This window comes from Streptomyces sp. E11-3, from assembly GCF_046540415.1.
Lineage (GTDB): Bacteria > Actinomycetota > Actinomycetes > Streptomycetales > Streptomycetaceae > Streptomyces.
In genome coordinates this window covers 1344934-1363174 of sequence record NZ_JAZGRL010000002.1, presented here as the reverse complement: position 1 = coordinate 1363174, position 18241 = coordinate 1344934, and the positions used below count along the sequence as shown (strand labels likewise).

Genomic DNA, 18241 nt, shown 5'->3' with positions numbered 1-18241 from the left:
CGCGCGCGGGGCGGACAATGGGCCCGTGCCGAACAGCAGCAAGCCGACCAGCAAGCAGGCCACGAAGCAGGCCGCCAGGCCGGGCCCCGCGCGCCGCCGCGAACTCCTCGCCACCGCGGCCGAGGTGTTCGCCGCCCAGGGCTACAACGCCACCACCGTGCGGAAGATCGCCGACGAGGCGGGGATGCTCGCGGGCAGCCTCTACTACCACTTCGACTCCAAGGAGGCGATCCTCGACGAGATCCTCGCCAGCTTCCTCACGGAGCTCTGGGAGGGCTACGACGCGGTACTCGCCGCCGACCTCGGCCCCCGCGAGACCCTCAAGGCCCTGGTCACCGAGTCCTTCCGGGAGATCGACCGGCACCGCGCCGCCGTCGCCATCTACCAGAAGGAGTCCCACCACCTCGCCGAGCAACCGCGCTTCGGCTACCTCGTCGAGTCCCAGCAGAAGTTCGAGAAGGCCTGGCTCGGCACCCTGGAGCGAGGCGTCGCCGCCCGTGCCTTCCGCGCCGACCTGGACGTCCGGCTCACCTACCGCTTCGTACGCGACACGGTGTGGGTCGCCGCCTCCTGGTACCGGCCCGGCGGCCAGCACAGCCCCGAGGAAATCGCCCGCCAGTACCTGTCCATGGTCCTGGACGGAATCGCCGTAGATGAGACGTAGCCCTCATCGCGGGGACCGGCCCCGAGATCGTGCTATGGTTGCCCTGTTGCAGTTTTGGTACCCATGAACTTTATGTGCGCCTGACGGGAATGTTCCTCAGGCGCATTATTGTTTTCCGGCTTCTCCGGTGATGATGGGGCTCAATGCGGCGACGAGGAACTCGTAAAGTGCGGGTTCCGGATCTGCCCCATTTATTTAGGAGAATGACATGGCTACTGGCACCGTGAAGTGGTTCAACTCGGAAAAGGGCTTCGGCTTCATCGAGCAGGACGGTGGCGGCGCTGACGTCTTCGCCCACTACTCGAACATCGCCACCCAGGGCTTCCGTGAGCTGCAGGAGGGCCAGAAGGTGACGTTCGACGTCACGCAGGGCCAGAAGGGCCCGCAGGCGGAGAACATCGTCCCGGCCTGATAGCCCGGACGTGCACCCCGGCTGACCTGCCTGGCCGGCCGGGGGTCCGGGGGTGATCCCCCGGAAAACGCAGTCTCGCAGCCGGGGCTCGCACCTACACGGTGCGGGCCCCGGTTTCTGCTGTCCAAAGGCTCAGGAGAGTACTGAGGCTTTGACCGGGCTCGCGGCGCCCGGCACACATCTGCCGCGCTGGCCCATTTTCGGCCGTACGCAGATCTTCAGTACCCCTAGGGAAGGCAACACCGCATGAGCAGCTCCGCACGTCCTGTCCGCACCCGGAACACCGCCGCGAGGTCTTCCGCCCAGAAGCCCGCGGGCAACCCCCCGCGGAACTCAGGCCGACGGGCACCGGGAGGCCGCGCATCGGGCGGCCAGGGTGGTCAGGGCGGCCGCAAGGGCCCCGCCAAGCGCTCCATGCCCCCGCAGGGCGAGTTCGCCATGCCGGAGACCGTCGTCCCCGCGCTGCCCGCCGTCGAGACCTTCGACGCGCTCGACATGCCCGCCGCCCTGCTCAAGACCCTCGCCGCCCAGGGCGTCACCGCGCCCTTCCCCATCCAGGGCGCGACCCTGCCCAACTCGCTCGCGGGCCGCGACATACTCGGCCGCGGCCGCACCGGCTCCGGCAAGACCCTCGCCTTCGGCCTCGCCCTGCTGGCCCGCACCGCGGGCCGCCGCGCAGAGCCCAAGGCGCCGCTCGCCCTCGTCCTCGTACCGACCCGCGAACTGGCGCAGCAGGTCACCGACGCGCTGGCGCCGTACGCCACCTCCGTACAGCTGCGGCTGACCACGGTCGTCGGCGGAATGTCGATCAGCAAGCAGGCCGGGTCGCTGCGCCGCGGCGCCGAAGTGCTGGTGGCGACGCCCGGGCGGCTCAAGGACCTCATCGACCGCGGCGACTGCCGACTCGACCAGGTCGCGATCACCGTCCTGGACGAGGCCGACCAGATGGCCGACATGGGCTTCATGCCGCAGGTCACGGCGCTGCTGAAGCAGGTCGAAGAGGGCGGGCAGCGGATGCTGTTCTCGGCCACCTTGGACAAGAACATCGACCGGCTGGTCCGGATGTTCCTCGACGACCCGGTCGTCCACTCCGTCGACCCGTCCGCGGGCGCGGTCGTCACCATGGACCACCACGTCCTGCACGTCGCCGACGAGACCGACAAGAAGGCCGTCGCCACGCGGATCGCGGCCCGCGACGGCCGCGTGATCATGTTCGTGGACACCAAGCGGGCGGCCGACCGGTTCGCCAAGCGGCTGCTCGCCAGTGGGGTACGGGCGGCCGCGCTGCACGGCGGACGCTCGCAGCCGCAGCGCAACCGGACCCTGGACCAGTTCAAGAACGGGCAGGTCACCGCACTGGTCGCCACGAACGTCGCGGCGCGCGGCATCCACGTCGACGACCTGGACCTCGTGGTGAACGTCGACCCGCCGATGGACCACAAGGACTATCTGCACCGCGGTGGGCGCACCGCGCGCGCCGGGGAGTCCGGCAGCGTCGTCACGCTCGTACTCCCCGAGGAGAAGCGGGAGATGACTCGGCTGATGTCGCATGCGGGGATCACTCCGCAGACGGCGCGGGTCAAGTCGAGCGACGAGGAGCTCAGCCGGATCACGGGCGCGCGGGAGCCGTCTGGTGTGCCGGTGACGGTCGAGGTTCCGCAGCCCGCGCAGCCGCAGCAGCGGTCGAAGTCGGGGTCGTCGTCCTCGGCTTCGGCGTCGCGGCGGTCGCGGGGGCGGCGCAGCGGTGGCGGTGGCGCTGGCGGCGGTCAGGGCGGCCAGGGTCGCGCGCAGGGTTCGGGGCAGGGTGGCGGCCAGAGCCGGGCGCGGCGTGGGCGTCCCGCGGGCGGGGCGCAGGGCGGCGGTCGGCGCACGGCTGCGTGACGGGGGTTTTTCTTCCCCCATCCCGCCCCTTCCCGTAACTGGGGGCAAGCCCCCAGACCCCCGGAACGCCCTCCGGGCTCGTCCGCAAGCGCCGGGCCGNTTCCCCGATCCCGCCCCTTCCCGAATCGGGGGGCAAGCCCCCAGACCCCCGGAACGCCCTCCGGGCTCGTCCTCAAGCGCCGGACGGGCTGAAATTCAGCCCGTCCGGCACTTGAGGACCGGGGTCCGGGGCGGGATGGCGGAGATTCAATCCACCAGGCGGTACCGGAGGCCGAGTAGCGTCCGGGTGTCCAGGGACAGGCCGTCCCTGACGTAGCCGCGCAGGCCGCCGAAGTCCCGCGAGGCCTGGTCGAGCGCCGCCTCCAGGTACGTCATGCGCACCTCTTGGACCGGAATCAGCAGATCCGGGTTCTGCATCAGGCCGAGCTCGCGCAACGCCTCACGCGTGCGCCGATCCGCCTCCGCGCGGAAGACGTTCGAGAGCAGGAAGTCCTTCTCGGCCAGCGCGCCCGGCACGCCCAGCACCCGCAGCAGGACGTAACTCGCCCAACCCGTACGGTCCTTGCCCGAGGTGCAGTGGTACAGCAGCGGCCCGCGCACACCACCCGCCAGATCCCGTAGGGTCTCGGCGAACCGGGCGCGGTTGTCCGGATCGGTGACGAACGCGCGGTAGATCCCGCGCATCAGCTCCGCGCCGCGATCGCCGCCGAGCGCCTCCTCCTGCCGTACCGGGTCGGCCGAGCTGATCACGGACAGCAGATGGGCGTAGAGCCCCAGGTCGCTGACCGGTCTGGCCACCGGGGTGACATCCGGCGGCAGCCGGTCGGGCCCGTTGCGGTCGACCTCGAAGGGGACGCGGAAGTCCACCACCCGCTCCAGGCCAAGGTCGCCGATCGTGCGCACGTCGGCGTCGGTCAGCTTGCCGAGCTCATCGCCGCGCAGCGCCTTCCCGTACCGCACCCGGCTGCCGTCGATGGTCCAGTAGCCGCCCAGGTCACGGACATTGACCGCACCCTCCAGGGGGATGTGCCGTACGGACTTCGGGGCCGGTGAGACGGGCGGCCGTCGCGAGTGGGCCACCGCTTGCGGGGCGAGTGCCGCCGCGGCGACGGTGGTGGCCGCGGTGCTCAGCAGAGCGCGTCGGGAAAGGTGCATCGCTGAACTCCCATGCGGGAGAGGGGAATCACCCTGGTGTCGGCAGGGTGCGTCGCACGTGCGGGGTGGGGCTGGCCAGGCCGAAATCCGACCTAACGTTTGTTAGGCCGGGAAGATAGCAGCCCTTGCCCGAGGAGGGGAGAGGCGCGCTCGCGGGACCTTAGAGCCTGTCTTTGAACCCCCGTCGTCCGCGCGGAGCGCGGGCGCAGGCGGGGGTTCAAAGACAGGCTCTTACGGCAGGCGGCCTCAGCCGCGGTAGCGGGACACGGTCTGGCGCAGTCGGCGCCGCAGCCCCGGATCCCCGATGGCGTCCACGGCCTCCTGCGCCGTGGCGTACGCGTATCCGCCGGGGTCCGCGCCTTCGAGCAGCCGCAGCAGCGCGTCGGGGGCCCGTGGGTCACCCCGTAGCGCCAGTCCCCTGGCCGCCTCGGCGCGAACGGTCGGATCGCGGTCGGCCAGCCGCGCGGCCAACGCGTCGCGCACGGCGTCGGGCTCTGCGTCGGACCCCGCGTCGGGCTCTGCGTCGGACGCCGTGTCGGCCCCGGCCAGGGCGGAGGTTGCCCAGTCGCGCACCTCCGCATCCGCGTCCCGCGACAGTGCGATCAGCACCTCGGTCCCCGCGCTGTGCCCAGCGGGCAGCAGCCCGTCTAGCGCGAAGGCGACACGGCGACGCACGGCCGCGTCCGGATGCCCGGCGTACCGCAGTACGTCGTCGAGCGCGACGGGGTCGCCGTAGTGCGCGAACGCCAGCAACAGGGCCTGGATCAGCTGCGACTGGGCGGCGTCGGCGTCCGCGTCGGTCGAGTCGGTGTCGGTGTCGGTCGAGTCGGGGCCGGGAATCGTGGCCGCCGCATCCCGCAGCAGGGGCAGTGCCCGCGCCGCGAACGGGTGCTCGCCCTCGGTGAAGCCCAGTTGGGCCAGGACGTCCACGGCGAACACCCGGCGCCAGGGCTCGGGGGAGCGGGTCAGGGCGGCCGCCGCTCGGTAGGTGGGTTCGTCGCCGCGGCGCTGGAGTTCGGCGACCGACTCCGTCCAGTTCTCGTTCTGCGGGTCCTGGAACGGCAGGGCGCGGTCCAGGAGTTCACCGAAGGGAGAGCGGAGGCCCAGGTCGCGTTCCAGGAGCGTGGCGATCGCGCCGTGTCCGGTCTGCTGCTCCCGGCCGGCGCAGGACTCGTCGTCGCGGAATAGTTCGGCGATCAGGGTGACGCCCTCGCCCTCGGGTACCTCGCGTACGACGATCTCGTCCCTCTCGCCCTCCGCCAGCGTGCGCCGCAGCTCGCCCGGTATGTCCCGGCCCAACCACCGCCGTGCCTCGTCCAGCGCCGCCCTGCGCTCGGTCGCCCCGTGCCGCAGCAGCGCCCGCACCGTATCCACCGAGCCCCGGCAGGCGGCCGCGACCAGCGGCGGCCTGCCGTCGGGGCCCGGCAGCCCGGGGTCCGCGCCACCGCTGAGCAGGGCTTCGGCCACCGCGGCGCGCCCCAGTTGCACGGCCCAGCTCAGCGCGGTGAACCCGAACTCCTCGGCCAGGTCGGCCCGCGCCCCGGCCGCCAGCAGAGACCGTACGACCTCGGTGTGACCGCCGCACGCCGCCCCGCACAGCGGTAGGTCCGTCCCCTCGCTGAGCCGGTCGGGATGCGCCCCGGCCGCCAGCAGCAGCCGTACGATGCCGGGCTCGTCGGTGACCGCCGCAACGTACAGCGCGGTCACCCCGTCCGCGTCCATCGCCTCGGCGCTCACCCCGGCACGCAGCAGCCGTACGACCTCGTCGTCGGCGCCGTCGTACACGGCACCGAAGAGCTCGGATACGAGCCCGGATACGAGCCCGGATTGGTCCGCTGTCTGGTCGTTGCGCATGGTTCGACCCTCGCTCGGGACGGGCCGCCGACGCAAAACGTTATGGGGCGGAGGGCGTGAACTGCTCCGCGAACTCCTCGGTCGGCTCGATGGGGGTGATGATGTCGATGAGTACGCCGCTCGGGTCGGCCACGATGAAGTGGCGCTGCCCGAAGTCCTCGCTGCGGAGCTCGAGCTCGGCCCGTAGCGGGCCGCGCACCACGAGCCGCTCCCACTCCGCGTCCACATCCGCCACCTCGAAGTTCAGGAGCAGGCCCTGGACGGGGGTGCGATAGCCCTCGGGCAGGGTCGGGTGGGTGTGGTCGAGCAGGGCGAGCTCGTAATCGGGTGGGCCGGGGCGCCGCAGGCTGACGTACCAGTCGGCCTCGAAGGTCGTCTCGAACCCCAGCAGTCCGGTGTAGAAGTCGCGGGACTCCCGCAGGCGCGGCGTGCAGATCACGGGATACAGGCTGGTCAGTCTCATGGAAGCGTTCATAGAAGTGTTCATGGAAGCGTTCATGGAAACCCCCTACGCATACCGTCGGTATGTGAATGTGCCGCTACGCTATTCGCATACCGTTGGTAGGTCAAGGGATTGCGGCGCAGAGGGCAGGCGATGACGCGGAGCACCGGCAGCAGGGCAGAGCAACGCGAACACACCAGACGGGTTCTGTTGCGCGAGAGCCGCCGCCTGTTCGCGGCACTCGGCTACGGCGACGTCGGCCTCGCGGAGATCGTCCGCGCCGCCGGGGTCACCAAGGGCGCGCTCTACCACCACTTCGACGGCAAGGCGGACCTGTACCGCAGCGTCCTGGAGGAGGTGCAACAGGAGGTCGGCGACCAGGTCGCGCGCGCAGCCGACGCCCAAGACGACCCCTGGGACCAACTCATCGCCGGCTGCCAGGCGTTCCTCACCGTCTGCACCGCCCCGGACATCCAGCAGATCATGCTCATCGACGGCCCCGCCGTCCTCGGCTGGACCGCCTGGCGCGCCCTGGACGAGGCCGCGTCCGCCCGGCATCTGACCGACCAGCTCACCACCCTGATCGACCAAGGCGTGATCACACCGCAGCCGGTCGCGCCGCTGACCCACCTCCTGTCCGGCGCGATGAACGAGGCCGCGCTGTGGCTGGCCTCGTCGGAGGACCCCGCCGACCTCGCCGACACCCGGCTCGCCCTCTCCCGGATGCTTCAGTCGCTACGGGCCACCGGATGACTGTTCGTACGCGCTCTACGTGCCGTACGTGTCTTACATGCTGTACGTGTCCTACATCCCGTACATGACCTACATCCCGTACGTGTCTTACGTGTCGCAGTCCAGGACCGTCCGGCACAGCGCGCACCGGGCCCGCACCCGCCCGCGCACCGGCACCCTGATCCGCTGCTGACAGGTGGGGCACGGAAACGACACCCGCAGCGGAGTCCGACCGTCGAACGCGTACCGCCCAGGCGACCCGGCCGCCGGACCAGGCGCCCGGTGGTCCTGCGCGTACCGGCGGTCCTTCGCGTACCGCCGCCGCCCCGACCAGCCCGCGGCGATCAGCGGCGGCTGCTGCTCATCGCGGCGGGCCATCGCCGCACCCTTCGTGTACGCGGTGTACGCCTGCGGACTGGTGAACCAGATCGCCGGGTCCTCACCGAACGCCTGCGCCCGCTTGGCCAGCACATACCCGAACTCCTCCGGCGTCAGGTAGCCCAGCTTCTGCGAGGAGGCGCCGTCCTCACGGAACGCGTCGAGCAGCAGCCAGCCCGCACCCAGATACGTGGTCGCGGTGTCCGTGAGGATCTCGTTGTCGCGGGTGCCGGGGAAGGCGAGGTCCAGGCGGTGCAGATAGACGTGCATCACCTCGTGCGCCAGCGCCGCGCCGATGTCCCGGCGATGGCGCCGGAAGCGGTCGTTCAGCTCGATGAAGTACTCAGGACCCGCCGCCAGCTCGACATTCGCCGCATGCTCCATCTCCCGGAAGCTGACGATCATCCGGGCGTCCGGCAGCCGCAGATGCTGCACCATCACCCTGGCCACCCGCTGCACCCCCAGATGCAGGTCGTCGACATCGGAGAAGGCCACATCGGCCGGGGCGACACTGGTGGCGAACGTGTGGATCGTGTCGTACGACAGCCGCTTGTACAGCGCGGTGATCGCCGACCGCACCGTGTCCAGATGTGGGTATCCGTGCTCGACCGGTCCGCCGTTCGCCACCCGTACACCCCCTGAAGCTCGTCTCAAGGTCGGCCAAGGACCTTCCACTCTACGAGGGCGCGTGCCGGTACGGGCCGTACGGACCGGCCACGCCCCCGGCATGGCACACACGAGCGTTAGTCCAACAGCTGAAACTCCTTTGTCCATGGGCGCGTTGACCCCACCCGACGCAAGGTGACGGGCACCGAACGCCGCCCTGAGGAGGAGTGCCGTGCAGCCGTCAGACACCTGTCCGCCCAGCCGTTCAGCCACCTGTCCGCCCAGCCGTCGCGCCATCGTCGCCGCCGGAGCCGCGGCCGGGATCGGCGCAGCCGTCGGACTGCCCGGCCTCGCCTCGGCCGCCACCCCAGCCGTGGCCCGTCAAGGCGACGCCGTGCTGCGCTCGACGGAGCTCGACGTACGCGTCGACACCGGCTTCCCCCGCATCGTCTCCTACACCGACCGCGCCACCGGCGCCCTGCTGCACGGCCAGCCCGACCCGGTCACCACCCTCCTCGTCGACGGCACCGCGCACACCCCCCACGTCACCGCCGCCACCCACGGCACCGACCGCATCACGTACACCCTCGCCCTGGACGGCGGCACCGCGATCGACGCCGAGATCCACGTCGACGGCAGACAGATCCACTGGCGGATCACCAAGATCGCCGACACCGCCGAGCTCCGCGTCGGCACCCTCCAGATCCCGTCACTCGCCCTGCTCTCCGTTCGCGCCGACCAACCCGGCGCCACCCTGCTCGCCGCACGCATCGAACTCGACAAGAACGAGAGCGGCGACACCCTCCTGAAGGTCACCGCCGACACCCCCGCCGCGACCGCCACCGGCTGCGCGTACGCCGTACTCGCCCACGACACACTCGGCGGCGCGATCGAGACCAACACCGTCTACGACAAACCCACCACGGCCGACGGCACCACCTGGGAGAACGGCCGCCTGTGGCACACCACCGTCCGCAAGGACGGCCAGGTCACCGCCCAGCTCGCCCCCGGCCAGTGGACCCACCGCGCCGCGACCTCACCCGTGGACGCCACCGAGCCCCTGCCCTACGCCACCGTCATCGTCACCGGCGACCGCACGGGCGACCGCACGGGCGACCGCACGGGCGACCGCGCGGGCGACCGCTCCGGCGACGGCTCCGGCGACGGAAAGGTCGGCTGGCAGGACGCCGCGATCGCCTTCCGCGACATCATGGTCACGCCGCTCGGCGCCGACGAACAGCACCTGCGGGTCGTCCCGCACATCCCCTTCAACTTCGCCTCCCAGGCCACCAACCCCTTCCTCGCCACCCTCGACCAGGTCAAACGGATCTCCCTCGCCACCGACGGGCTACGCCAGTACACCCTCCTCAAGGGCTACCAGTCAGAAGGCCACGACTCCGCCCACCCCGACTACGCGGGCAACCACAACAAACGCGCGGGCGGCCTCGACGACCTCAACACCCTGCTCAGAGAAGGCAGAAAGTGGGGCAGCGACTTCGGCGTACACGTCAACGCCACCGAGTCCTACCCGGTCGCCCACGCCTTCTCCGAGACCCTCGTCGACAAGAACAACCCGCAGTGGGACTGGCTCGACCAGAGCTACCGCATCGACCCCCGCCGCGACCTGGTCTCCGGCGACATCATCGGCCGCTTCGCCGACCTGCGCCGCGAGAGTGACCCCGCCCTGAACACGCTCTACATCGACGTCTTCCGCGAGTCCGGCTGGAACTCCGACCGCCTCCAGCGCGCCCTGCGCGACCAGGGCTGGCTCATCACCACCGAATGGGGCCACGGCCTGGAGCGGTCCGCCCTCTGGGCGCACTGGGCCACCGAGACCGACTACGGCCCCGACACCGCCCGCGGAATCAACTCCCGGCTGATCCGCTTCATCCGCAACCACCACAAGGACGTCTTCGCCGACAAGTGGCCCACGCTGCTCGGCATCCCCCGCACCGGCAACTTCGAGGGCTGGGTCGGCAAGACCGACTGGGCGACGTTCTACGACCTGATCTGGACCGAGTCGCTGCCCGCCAAGTACCTCCAGGCCTACCCCATCAAGACCTGGGCCGACCACGAGATCACCTTCTTCGGCCCGGTACCGACCTCGGTGACCGACACCGGAGGCAAGCGGGTCATCACCACCGACGGCCGCGTCGTCTACTCCGACGGGCGCTATCTGCTGCCCTGGGAACCCCGCAAGGCCACCGACCCCGACAAGCTCTACCACTACTCGGCGCGCGGCGGCACCAGCACCTGGCAGCTCCCGCGCGGCTGGGCGGGCCTCGCCAAAGTCGCCCTGTACCGGCTCACCGACCAGGGCCGGGTCCATGTCGCCGACGTCCCCGTGCGCCGCGGCGAGGTCCGGCTCAAGGCGGACGCCGCACAGCCGTACGTCCTCTACCGCGCGAAGGTCCCGGCCCCCGGCGACCCGGACTGGGGCCAGGCCACCCCCCTCCACGACCCCGGCTTCAACTCCGGCTCCCTGGACGGCTGGCAGACCACAGGACCCGCCTCCGTACGACTCAGCCCGCTCGGCGACTACGAGCTGGTGATCGGCGCGGGCGGCGCGGCCACCGTCTCCCAGCGCCTGACCCGCCTGACGCCCGGCAGCTACGCCGCATCCGTCCAGGTCGAGGTGGGCGCGAAGGCGGGGGAGCGGCGCCGGGCCGCCCTGCGGGTACGGACCGCCGACGGCATCACCGCGTCGAACTGGACCGACACCTCCACCGCGGGCAACTTCGTCGCCGCCGACCGCAAGCACTCCACCCGCTTCCAGCGGATGTTCACCTGGTTCACCGTGCCGGAGGGCGGCGGACCGGTCGAACTGACCCTGCACGCCGCGGCGGGCGACGCGCGCGTCCGCTTCGACAACGTCCGCATCGTCGCCGCGCAACGCAGCGCGGCGGATGGCGCCCTCGTCTTCGAGGACTTCGAGCACGTCCCGCAGGGCTGGGGCCCCTTCGTCAAGGGCGACGCGGGCGGCGCCACCGACCCGCGCACCCATATCGCCCAACGACACGCGCCGTTCACCCAGCGCGGCTGGAACGGCAAGGGGATCGACGACGTCATCGACGGATCGGAATCGCTGAAGTCACGGGGCGAGCGCAGCGGGCTCGTGTACCGGACGGTGCCGCAGACGGTGCGCTTCGAGGCCGGGAAGCGCTACCGGGTCTCCTTCCGCTACGAGAACGAGAAGGCGGGCCAGTACGCGTGGGTGACGGGAGTGGACTCCCCGGCCTCCCGCGAACTGACCCGCACGCCGCTACCGGTGGCGGTCTCGCCGACCACGCACTCCTACGAGTTCACGGCGCCGGGCGAGGGCGAGGCGTGGGTGGGGTTGCGGAAGGTGGGAGGTGACGGGAAGGCGGAGTTCGTACTGGACGCGTTCGAGGTGCGGGAGGTGTAGACCCCGTCGCCCTCAAGCGCCGGACGGGTTCAGTTTGAGCCCGTCCGACGCCCCCACCCCCTCCAACTCCAGCACCCACACCTCGTTCACGCCCTCGCGCAGCACCGGCCCCGGCACGTACAACGACGTCTGCGGGCCCGCCGCCCAGTACCGGCCCAGGTTGAACCCGTTCACCCACACGAACCCCCGCGTCCAGCCGGGGAGTTCCAGTTTCGCGTCGCCCGCGCCGCGTACCTCCAAGGACCCCCGGTACAGCCCCGGCGCGCCGGACGAAGCCGTGTCCCAGGGCAGGTCCCGAACCGCCGCGTCAGCGAAAGAATCCAGCCGCAGCCCACACGCCCGCACCCCGTGCAAGAACTGCCGCTCATGCAGCACACCCCCCGTGATCCCCTTCGCCTCACCCACCCGAGGCCCATAGTTGACCCGCCCCAGCGACTCCACCCACACCTCCAGCGCCGCAGGCCCCGGCACCGGCTCCGCCAGCACCGCCTCGTCCTCCGTCAGGACCCCCGCCCGCACCCCGTCCACATACACCACCGCCACATCACGCAACCCTCGCAACCGCAGCGGATACGGCTGCCGCGGCCCCGGCACATCGATCCGATAGCGCACCACACCCCGATCCACACCGAGCTCCTCGAACGTCGGCGGCACGCCGAACTCACCCTCCGCGCCGCCCAGCGCCGACATCACCTCGCCCAGCGGCACCCACTGATCAGGGCGCGCCACCACCGGCGAGCCAAGGCGGGCAGGCGCGGGCGGCACCTCCGGCAGCGGCCCGTCCGCGTACGAGGCCAGCACCTCACGGAACGCCCAGAACTTCTCCGTAGGCCTGCCGAACTCGTCGATCGGCGCGTTGTAGTCGTACGACGTCACATCCGGCTCCAGGGCCCCGTCGTGCAGCTCACCACCCCGGTTCGCGCCCGCCCAGCCACCGAAGTTCGTGCCGCCGTGCGCCATATAGAGGTTGACCGACGCACCGCACTCCAAGATCTCCCGCAGCACCGCCGCCGCGTCCCCTGCCTCCCGTACGACATGATCCGCACCCCAGTGGTCGAACCACCCGCACCAGAACTCCATGCACATCAGCGGCCCCCGAGGCTGATGGCGGCGCAGCGTCGTGAACGCATCCCGCGCCCGCGAGCCGAAGTTCACCGTGGCCAGCACACTCGGCACCGAACCGCCGGTCAGCATGTGATCCTCAGGACCGTCTGAGGTGAACAGCGGCACCCGCACCCCGCAGTCCCGCAGCAGCTCGGCCAGCTGCCGCAGATAGACCTGGTCGGAGCCGTACGAGCCGTACTCGTTCTCCACCTGCACCAGCAGCACCGGACCGCCCCGGTCGATCTGGCGCGGCACCACCTCCCTCAGCAGCAGCCGGAACCAGCGCCCCACCTCCCGCAGGAACTCCGGATCACGGGTCCGCGCACGCGCCCCCAGCTCCCCGGTCAGCCAGTGCGGCAGACCCCCGTTCTCCCACTCCGCGCAGATATACGGGCCCGGCCGCACGATCGCCCACAGCCCGGCCTCCCGCGCCGCGTCCAGGAACCGGCCCAGCGCCCCCACGTCGTGGAACACCCCGCGCGCCGGCTCGTGCAGATTCCACGGTACGTACGTCTCCACGCAGTTGAGGCCCATCGCCCGCAGCATCGCCAGACGGTGCCCCCACTGCTCCTCGTGCACCCGGAAGTAGTGCAGCGCCCCGGACAGCAGCCGCACCGGCCGCCCGTCCAGCTCGAAGTCGTTCTCACCTACGCGAAAGTCACCCACGGGCCCACCCTCGCCCTCTGGCGGGCCGCCCGTCCATGGACAAAGATCACCCCTGATTGGACGCAACTCAGCAGCACCTCACCCGATCCAGCAACCCACCGGCCGCGGCCCGAACGGAAGGGGCAAAACCGCATGTATCACACGTGGATGCGCTATTTCACCCCCAGTCCGACCCACCACCGCCTCGGCCTCGTCTGCCTCGGCGTCGGCCTCCAACACGGCGCCCTGCCCACCGTCGGACCCCGCACCCTCGACCACCACGTCGCCGTCGTCATCAGCGCGGGCGGCGGCTGGTACCAGCGCCCCGACGGCCACCGCACCACCATCACCGCACCCGCCCTCATCTGGCTCACCCCCGGCGTACCCCACCACTACGGACCCGACCCCGGCACCGGCTGGGACGAATCCTTCGTCGACTTCACCGGACCCGCCACCACCACCTACACCGAACTCGGCTACATCGAACCCGACCGGCCCGTCGTCCCCCTCTCCGATACCGCGGGCCCCCGCGCCGCCGTCAGCCGCATCGCCCGCGCCGCACGCCGCGGCAACCCCCTCCTCGAAGTCGAGACCGCCGCAGCCGTCCACGAACTCCTCGTCGCCCTGCGCCGCGCCCGCACCGACATCGCCCCCGACGGCGACCCCGTACTCCAAGCCCTCGCCCGCGACGCCTGCCAGCCCCTGTCCGTCGCCGAACACGCCGCCCGGCACGGCATGACCCCCGCCGAACTCCGCACCGCCGTCCGCCGCGGCGCCGGCTGCAGCCCCAAGGACTACCTCCTCGGCATCCGCCTCGGCCGCGCCAAGGAACTCCTCGCCGCCACCGAACTCCCCGTCGCCGCCGTCGCCCGCCGCGTCGGCTACGACGACCCCGCCTACTTCTCCCGCCTCTTCACCCGCCGCGTCGGCACCGCCCCCGTACGCTTCCGCGCCCAGCAAGGACGCAGCGTCCCCGGCGGCTGGTCCCAGCAGATACCCGACCCCGAACACCCACCGATGCTGCACTCCTCAGCCGACGTTCCCCCGACCCCGCGCTGACCGGTACTCCCCACCCCACCGGCAACGTAGGCTCGACAACCATGACGACCAGCAACACCGAACCCGCCGCCGCCCCCGGCAACAGCGCACCCGCCGCCCCTGTGGACCCCTCCGTACGCGCCGAACTCGCCCGGCTGCGCGACAGCATCGACAACATCGACGCCGCCGTCGTCCACATGCTCGCCGAACGCTTCAAATGCACCCAGCAGGTCGGCCACCTCAAAGCCGAACACCGGCTCCCGCCCGCCGACCCGACCCGCGAATCCGAACAGATCGCCCGCCTGCGCCGCCTCGCCGAAAACGCCAAACTCGACCCCGCCTTCGCCGAGAAACTGCTGAACTTCATCATCGCTGAAGTGATCAGGCACCATGAACAGATTGCTGAAGTCCCCCTGAACAGCAGTGGAGCCGCACCAGACGCTTCTGGCGCGGCTCCACGGTGATCGTTTAGGGGAAATTTAGGAGATCAACTCTCCCAGATGGCGTGCCACCCGAGATTCGACATCGCCCGCTCGAAGATCCCCTGAAGGCCTTCTAGTCGCTCCCGGCGCATCGGAGGCGTTGGGTGCCGGTACGTGCCTTTGATCCCAGGATACTTGTGTCCCATCTGCTCATACCCCAGCACTGGGCTCACGTCGATCTGCTCCTGCCACGAGTCATGCGTGTGCCGCAGATCCCGCATCGTTATCCCCGGCATGATCGGCTCCCACGCTTCCTTCACTGCAGTGCCGCGTGCCTTCGGCCGCGCATCGCGCCCGTCCGCAGCTGGCCGCAACACCTCGTGCCAATAGCTTCGCCACCACCACTTCCCGCTCTTGGTGGTGAACACGAACTCGTGCGGCCAAGACGCCAGATGCTTCTCCAGCAGCTCGGCCAGGAACGGCGGCACATCTACGTCTCGTGCGGACTTCTCGTTCTTCGGTGGCTCCAGCGCCCGGTGGCAGCGCCGCTTGCCTTCCTCATCCCGCACGTAGTACTCGGCGAGCACGCCATCGTCCTCGTCGACACGGACCACCGGGCAGGTGAACACGCCACCATCGTGCTTCTGCCGCCGCTCCAGCAGCGTGTTCCGGCGATGAAGTCCGACAAGCTCCTCCCACCGCAGGCCCGTCCAGGCCGCGGTGATGACATGCAGCCCATACACCGGGCCCAGGCGCCGACCGAGCTGGAGCACGATCTCGGGTTCGGCCACCTGGTCCTCGTCCGCCTTCTTCTTCGCCGTATCCGCGGGGAGCCCCGTAAGGCGTCGACCGGCGAGCGGGTTCACGGTCAGCCGTCGGGCATCGACGGCGCCGTTCATCATGCGGCTCATCAGCTGCACGCAGTCCCTGACGGTGCTGCGTGCGACGCGGAGGGCTAGGTCGCGTGCCCACGCTTCGACATCGAACCAGGTGACGGCAATCAGCGCAGTGTCTTGCCATCTAGGAAGGATGTGCGTCTCCAGACGCTCCCACCGGTTCATCGTGGTCCTGCCGCGTGGCCTCTGCGCAGCCATCCACTCGCGGGTGAAGTCACCGAACTTCTTACGCGACAGGTCAGGGTCTACCCACCGGCCGTCCCGGATCGCTGCCTCTTGCTGGTTCCCCCAGTCCTCGGCGAGCTTCTTCGTCGGGAATCCAGGCTCGGTGCCCTTGCCGCCGCTCGGCAGCTTGTAGCAGGACCGCCAAGTGAACTGCTTGGTCTTCTTCCCGTTGCGGACTTTGTATACCCGTTCAGCGTAGGCCACGGCTTGCTCCGGGCTCGCTTCGGTGGGACCAGGTGAGAGCTCGACTGGTCAGCATGCGTTGCAGGGCATGCGCGCCAGCTTCGCTGATTAGGTCTTCGTCGAAGACGTAGACGACGAGGTCGACACCATCCTCGATGTATACGCACAGGCCATTGGGGAGGGACTTTTCGCGGCGCACCCTGACAGTGGTGGGCGGGCCGCCGACTGTTTGCCCGGTCCTGCGCTCGGCCCACCGCAGGGCTTCTGCAGTAAAGGCTTGGGAGAGATTCTTCACCCAGGACTTCTTGAGGTCTTTCGGGTTGAAGGTGATGCGGATCTGAAATAGATCATCTCCGTTGTACATGTCTTCGATTGCCACTGCACCGAGTGGCACTCGCTTCTTGCGCAGGACACGAACATGCATCGGTCCCCCCAATGCTGACACCTAACGTGGTGGCCCCCTCGATGGTGTCCTGACATGCAACCACGTCTCTTGTTGAATGTGGAGCCTAAGTAAAGAACTGATGCCCTGTTAGGCATCATCGGGAGACCTTGTCTGCGTCTCCTCGTCGCTGAGGCGACGCAGGTCCCGCTCGGCCCGGCGCCACCGATCCCGCCATTGCCGGATCTCATCCACGGACGCGCCCTTCTTCCCCTTAACGACGATGATCATCTGAGCGTCCGAGTCCTCCGGGGAGAGGTCGTAGACACCGCTCGCGAGAACCTGCCCTTCGCGGAGCTCCTCCTGGATGAACGGCGGCAGAGGGAGGTCTGACTGCGGCGGCGGGGACTGTCCTCGCTCATCTGCGTCGACCAGCGTTGGCTGCTCTCCGTTGAGTACGGCCTCGGGGGAGCTGTCTGTCCAGCCGACCGCGCGCGCCACAGCGCGGATGGTGGGCGTGATCCGGGTGTACTCCTTCCCTGCCTCGATGTTCTGCACGGTCGCCAGCGAGACCCTGGTGACCTGCACCAGGTCCGTCTGCTTCAGGCCCTTGGCCTTGCGAGCGGCCCGAAGTTCGCGACCGAGCCGCTTCCAGTCCCACGTCATGTCTCCACATCATGCCGCACTCCCGTGCAACCACGTAGGCGGGATTCGGGCACGCCACCTGGTAAGTAGGCGCAAATTCGAGGTGTTCGGGTTGCAGAAGTGCGCCCCCTGCGCGCCCCCTCGGAACGTGAACCCATAGAAACTGTGCCCAAAGTGTTGGTGGAATGCTTGCCAAGTGAGACCTTGACCCCTAGTTTCTAGGTGTGACTTGGAACGGCCCCGCAGTACGCGCCATCAGAGAGGCCCAGAACCTAGGGCTAAGAAGCCTCGCGGCCAGCACCGGCCTGGACCGCGGCTATCTGTCCCGCCTCGAACGAGGCCTAGTCAGCAAGCCATCGCCCGACAAGGTCGAGCGCATCGCGGCCGCACTGCGGGTGCCGCCTGACGTGATCGATCCCAGGAAGGACCACGCGTGACTGTCACCGCGACCAAAGAGCGCCCCCCGACCGCTTCCCTGAACGACGACTCGCTCCGGCACTACACGCCCGAGGAGCTGGTCGACCCGGATGGCCAGATCCGGCTCCCCACCACGGCACGAATGCTCCGTGAGTGGGCGTACGAGCGCCGCATCCCTCACAACCGCCTCGGCCGACGCGTCACCTTCACGGCCACCGACGTGCGCGAGATCTCGGCGCAGTTCGCCGTTCGCCCCTTCGACAAGGGCAAGCCGCAAGCCCGCGCCGTCTGAAGAGCCACACGAAATCGGGGCCGCTAACCGGCTGGCACCGGCGCGACCCCTCGGCACCTCAACCACTCAGAAAGAAGAGGCACCGTGATCACAAAGACTACTCATCTGGCCGCGCAGGTCAGCGCGCCGAAGCCCCGGACGCTCGGCGAGCAGGCGCCCGCCGTGCACGCGCTGAGCGCCCTGGTCGAGACGTTCGGCGATCTGCCGAGCCCGCACGTGTCCCTCTACTCCGTCGGCGCTCCACACTTGCCCCTTCAGCTTCAGTCCCCCGAAGGCTTCGAGGCCTGGCGTACGGCGCTCCAGATCGCCCCGGACACCGTCGTCTTGAAGAGCTTCGAGGGCACCGTCTGGCTCGCGGCCAACGGCGTCTTCGACGGCGTCCCCGTGGAGCTGACCGGCTACGGACTGGCCCTGTCCCCCGCCGTCGTCGAGGCCGCGCAGGCGGTGGCCGAGTGAACGCGC

The 18241-nt window shown here is 69.9% G+C and carries 18 protein-coding genes; 10 read left to right on the top strand and 8 right to left on the bottom strand.

The annotated features are described in order from the left end of the window. Positions 1-25 precede the first annotated feature (25 nt). The 3 genes from U9R90_RS25250 (at position 26) to U9R90_RS25240 (ending at position 2957) form a co-directional block, all read left to right on the top strand. Complete coding sequence (locus U9R90_RS25250; protein WP_411058960.1) at positions 26-664, top strand: TetR/AcrR family transcriptional regulator; 639 nt, start codon at positions 26-28, stop codon at positions 662-664. 208 nt (positions 665-872) lie between these two features. Continuing rightward, the gene (locus tag U9R90_RS25245; protein WP_009715709.1) at positions 873-1076 is read left to right on the top strand and encodes a cold-shock protein; all 204 of its coding nucleotides are present in this window, start codon (positions 873-875) and stop codon (positions 1074-1076) included. 246 nt (positions 1077-1322) lie between these two features. After that, a complete protein-coding gene (locus U9R90_RS25240) occupies positions 1323-2957 on the top strand; it encodes a DEAD/DEAH box helicase (protein WP_411058959.1) in 1635 nt (544 codons plus the stop codon). Between the two features lie 246 nt (positions 2958-3203). Here the strand turns inward: U9R90_RS25240 and U9R90_RS25235 are convergent, their stop codons facing one another. The 3 genes from U9R90_RS25235 to U9R90_RS25225 all read right to left on the bottom strand — a co-directional run bounded on the left by U9R90_RS25235 (position 3204) and on the right by U9R90_RS25225 (position 6429). After that, on the bottom strand, positions 3204-4112 hold the full coding sequence (locus U9R90_RS25235) for a tyrosine-protein phosphatase (RefSeq protein ID WP_411058958.1): 909 nt from the start codon (positions 4110-4112) through the stop codon (positions 3204-3206). A 246-nt stretch (positions 4113-4358) separates the two neighbouring features. Then, the gene (locus tag U9R90_RS25230; protein ID WP_411058957.1) at positions 4359-5966 is read right to left on the bottom strand and encodes an ankyrin repeat domain-containing protein; all 1608 of its coding nucleotides are present in this window, start codon (positions 5964-5966) and stop codon (positions 4359-4361) included. Between the two features lie 40 nt (positions 5967-6006). Beyond that, complete coding sequence (locus U9R90_RS25225; RefSeq protein WP_411058956.1) at positions 6007-6429, bottom strand: VOC family protein; 423 nt, start codon at positions 6427-6429, stop codon at positions 6007-6009. Positions 6430-6561: 132 nt separating this feature from the next. On the opposite strand from U9R90_RS25225, the gene U9R90_RS25220 reads away from it, so the two are divergent. Next, on the top strand, positions 6562-7161 hold the full coding sequence (locus U9R90_RS25220; RefSeq protein WP_411058955.1) for a TetR/AcrR family transcriptional regulator: 600 nt from the start codon (positions 6562-6564) through the stop codon (positions 7159-7161). Positions 7162-7248: 87 nt separating this feature from the next. Here the strand turns inward: U9R90_RS25220 and U9R90_RS25215 are convergent, their stop codons facing one another. After that, on the bottom strand, positions 7249-8145 hold the full coding sequence (locus tag U9R90_RS25215) for a hypothetical protein (RefSeq protein WP_411058954.1): 897 nt from the start codon (positions 8143-8145) through the stop codon (positions 7249-7251). 211 nt (positions 8146-8356) lie between these two features. Between U9R90_RS25215 and U9R90_RS25210 the strand changes: the two genes are divergently transcribed. After that, the gene (locus U9R90_RS25210) at positions 8357-11530 is read left to right on the top strand and encodes an endo-alpha-N-acetylgalactosaminidase family protein (protein ID WP_411058953.1); all 3174 of its coding nucleotides are present in this window, start codon (positions 8357-8359) and stop codon (positions 11528-11530) included. A gap of 12 nt (positions 11531-11542) precedes the next feature. Here U9R90_RS25210 and U9R90_RS25205 read toward each other — a convergent pair whose 3' ends face one another. Beyond that, positions 11543-13300, bottom strand: a complete 1758-nt coding sequence (locus tag U9R90_RS25205; protein WP_411058952.1) for a glycoside hydrolase family 35 protein — start codon at positions 13298-13300, stop codon at positions 11543-11545. A gap of 132 nt (positions 13301-13432) precedes the next feature. On the opposite strand from U9R90_RS25205, the gene U9R90_RS25200 reads away from it, so the two are divergent. Next, positions 13433-14338 carry a helix-turn-helix domain-containing protein gene (locus tag U9R90_RS25200; RefSeq protein WP_411058951.1) on the top strand — a complete coding sequence of 302 codons (906 nt, stop codon included), beginning with the start codon at positions 13433-13435 and terminating at the stop codon, positions 14336-14338. A 41-nt stretch (positions 14339-14379) separates the two neighbouring features. Further along, positions 14380-14781 carry a chorismate mutase gene (locus U9R90_RS25195; RefSeq protein ID WP_411058950.1) on the top strand — a complete coding sequence of 134 codons (402 nt, stop codon included), beginning with the start codon at positions 14380-14382 and terminating at the stop codon, positions 14779-14781. Between the two features lie 23 nt (positions 14782-14804). Here the strand turns inward: U9R90_RS25195 and U9R90_RS25190 are convergent, their stop codons facing one another. The 3 genes from U9R90_RS25190 to U9R90_RS25180 all read right to left on the bottom strand — a co-directional run bounded on the left by U9R90_RS25190 (position 14805) and on the right by U9R90_RS25180 (position 17091). Beyond that, a complete protein-coding gene (locus U9R90_RS25190) occupies positions 14805-16064 on the bottom strand; it encodes a tyrosine-type recombinase/integrase (RefSeq protein WP_411058949.1) in 1260 nt (419 codons plus the stop codon). Beyond that, complete coding sequence (locus U9R90_RS25185) at positions 16051-16422, bottom strand: hypothetical protein (RefSeq protein WP_411058948.1); 372 nt, start codon at positions 16420-16422, stop codon at positions 16051-16053. The genes U9R90_RS25190 and U9R90_RS25185 overlap by 14 nt, the downstream gene beginning before the upstream one ends. Positions 16423-16575: 153 nt before the next feature. Next, positions 16576-17091, bottom strand: coding sequence for a helix-turn-helix domain-containing protein (locus U9R90_RS25180; RefSeq protein ID WP_411058947.1), 516 nt, complete (start codon positions 17089-17091; stop codon positions 16576-16578). A 203-nt stretch (positions 17092-17294) separates the two neighbouring features. Here U9R90_RS25180 and U9R90_RS25175 point away from each other — a divergent pair, with 203 nt between their 5' ends. The 3 genes from U9R90_RS25175 (at position 17295) to U9R90_RS25165 (ending at position 18235) form a co-directional block, all read left to right on the top strand. Beyond that, positions 17295-17507, top strand: a complete 213-nt coding sequence (locus U9R90_RS25175; protein WP_411058946.1) for a helix-turn-helix domain-containing protein — start codon at positions 17295-17297, stop codon at positions 17505-17507. Then, positions 17504-17779, top strand: a complete 276-nt coding sequence (locus tag U9R90_RS25170) for a hypothetical protein (protein ID WP_411058945.1) — start codon at positions 17504-17506, stop codon at positions 17777-17779. The genes U9R90_RS25175 and U9R90_RS25170 overlap by 4 nt, the downstream gene beginning before the upstream one ends. Before the next feature lie 84 nt (positions 17780-17863). After that, the gene (locus U9R90_RS25165; protein ID WP_411058944.1) at positions 17864-18235 is read left to right on the top strand and encodes a hypothetical protein; all 372 of its coding nucleotides are present in this window, start codon (positions 17864-17866) and stop codon (positions 18233-18235) included. The last annotated feature ends 6 nt before the right edge of the window (positions 18236-18241 follow it).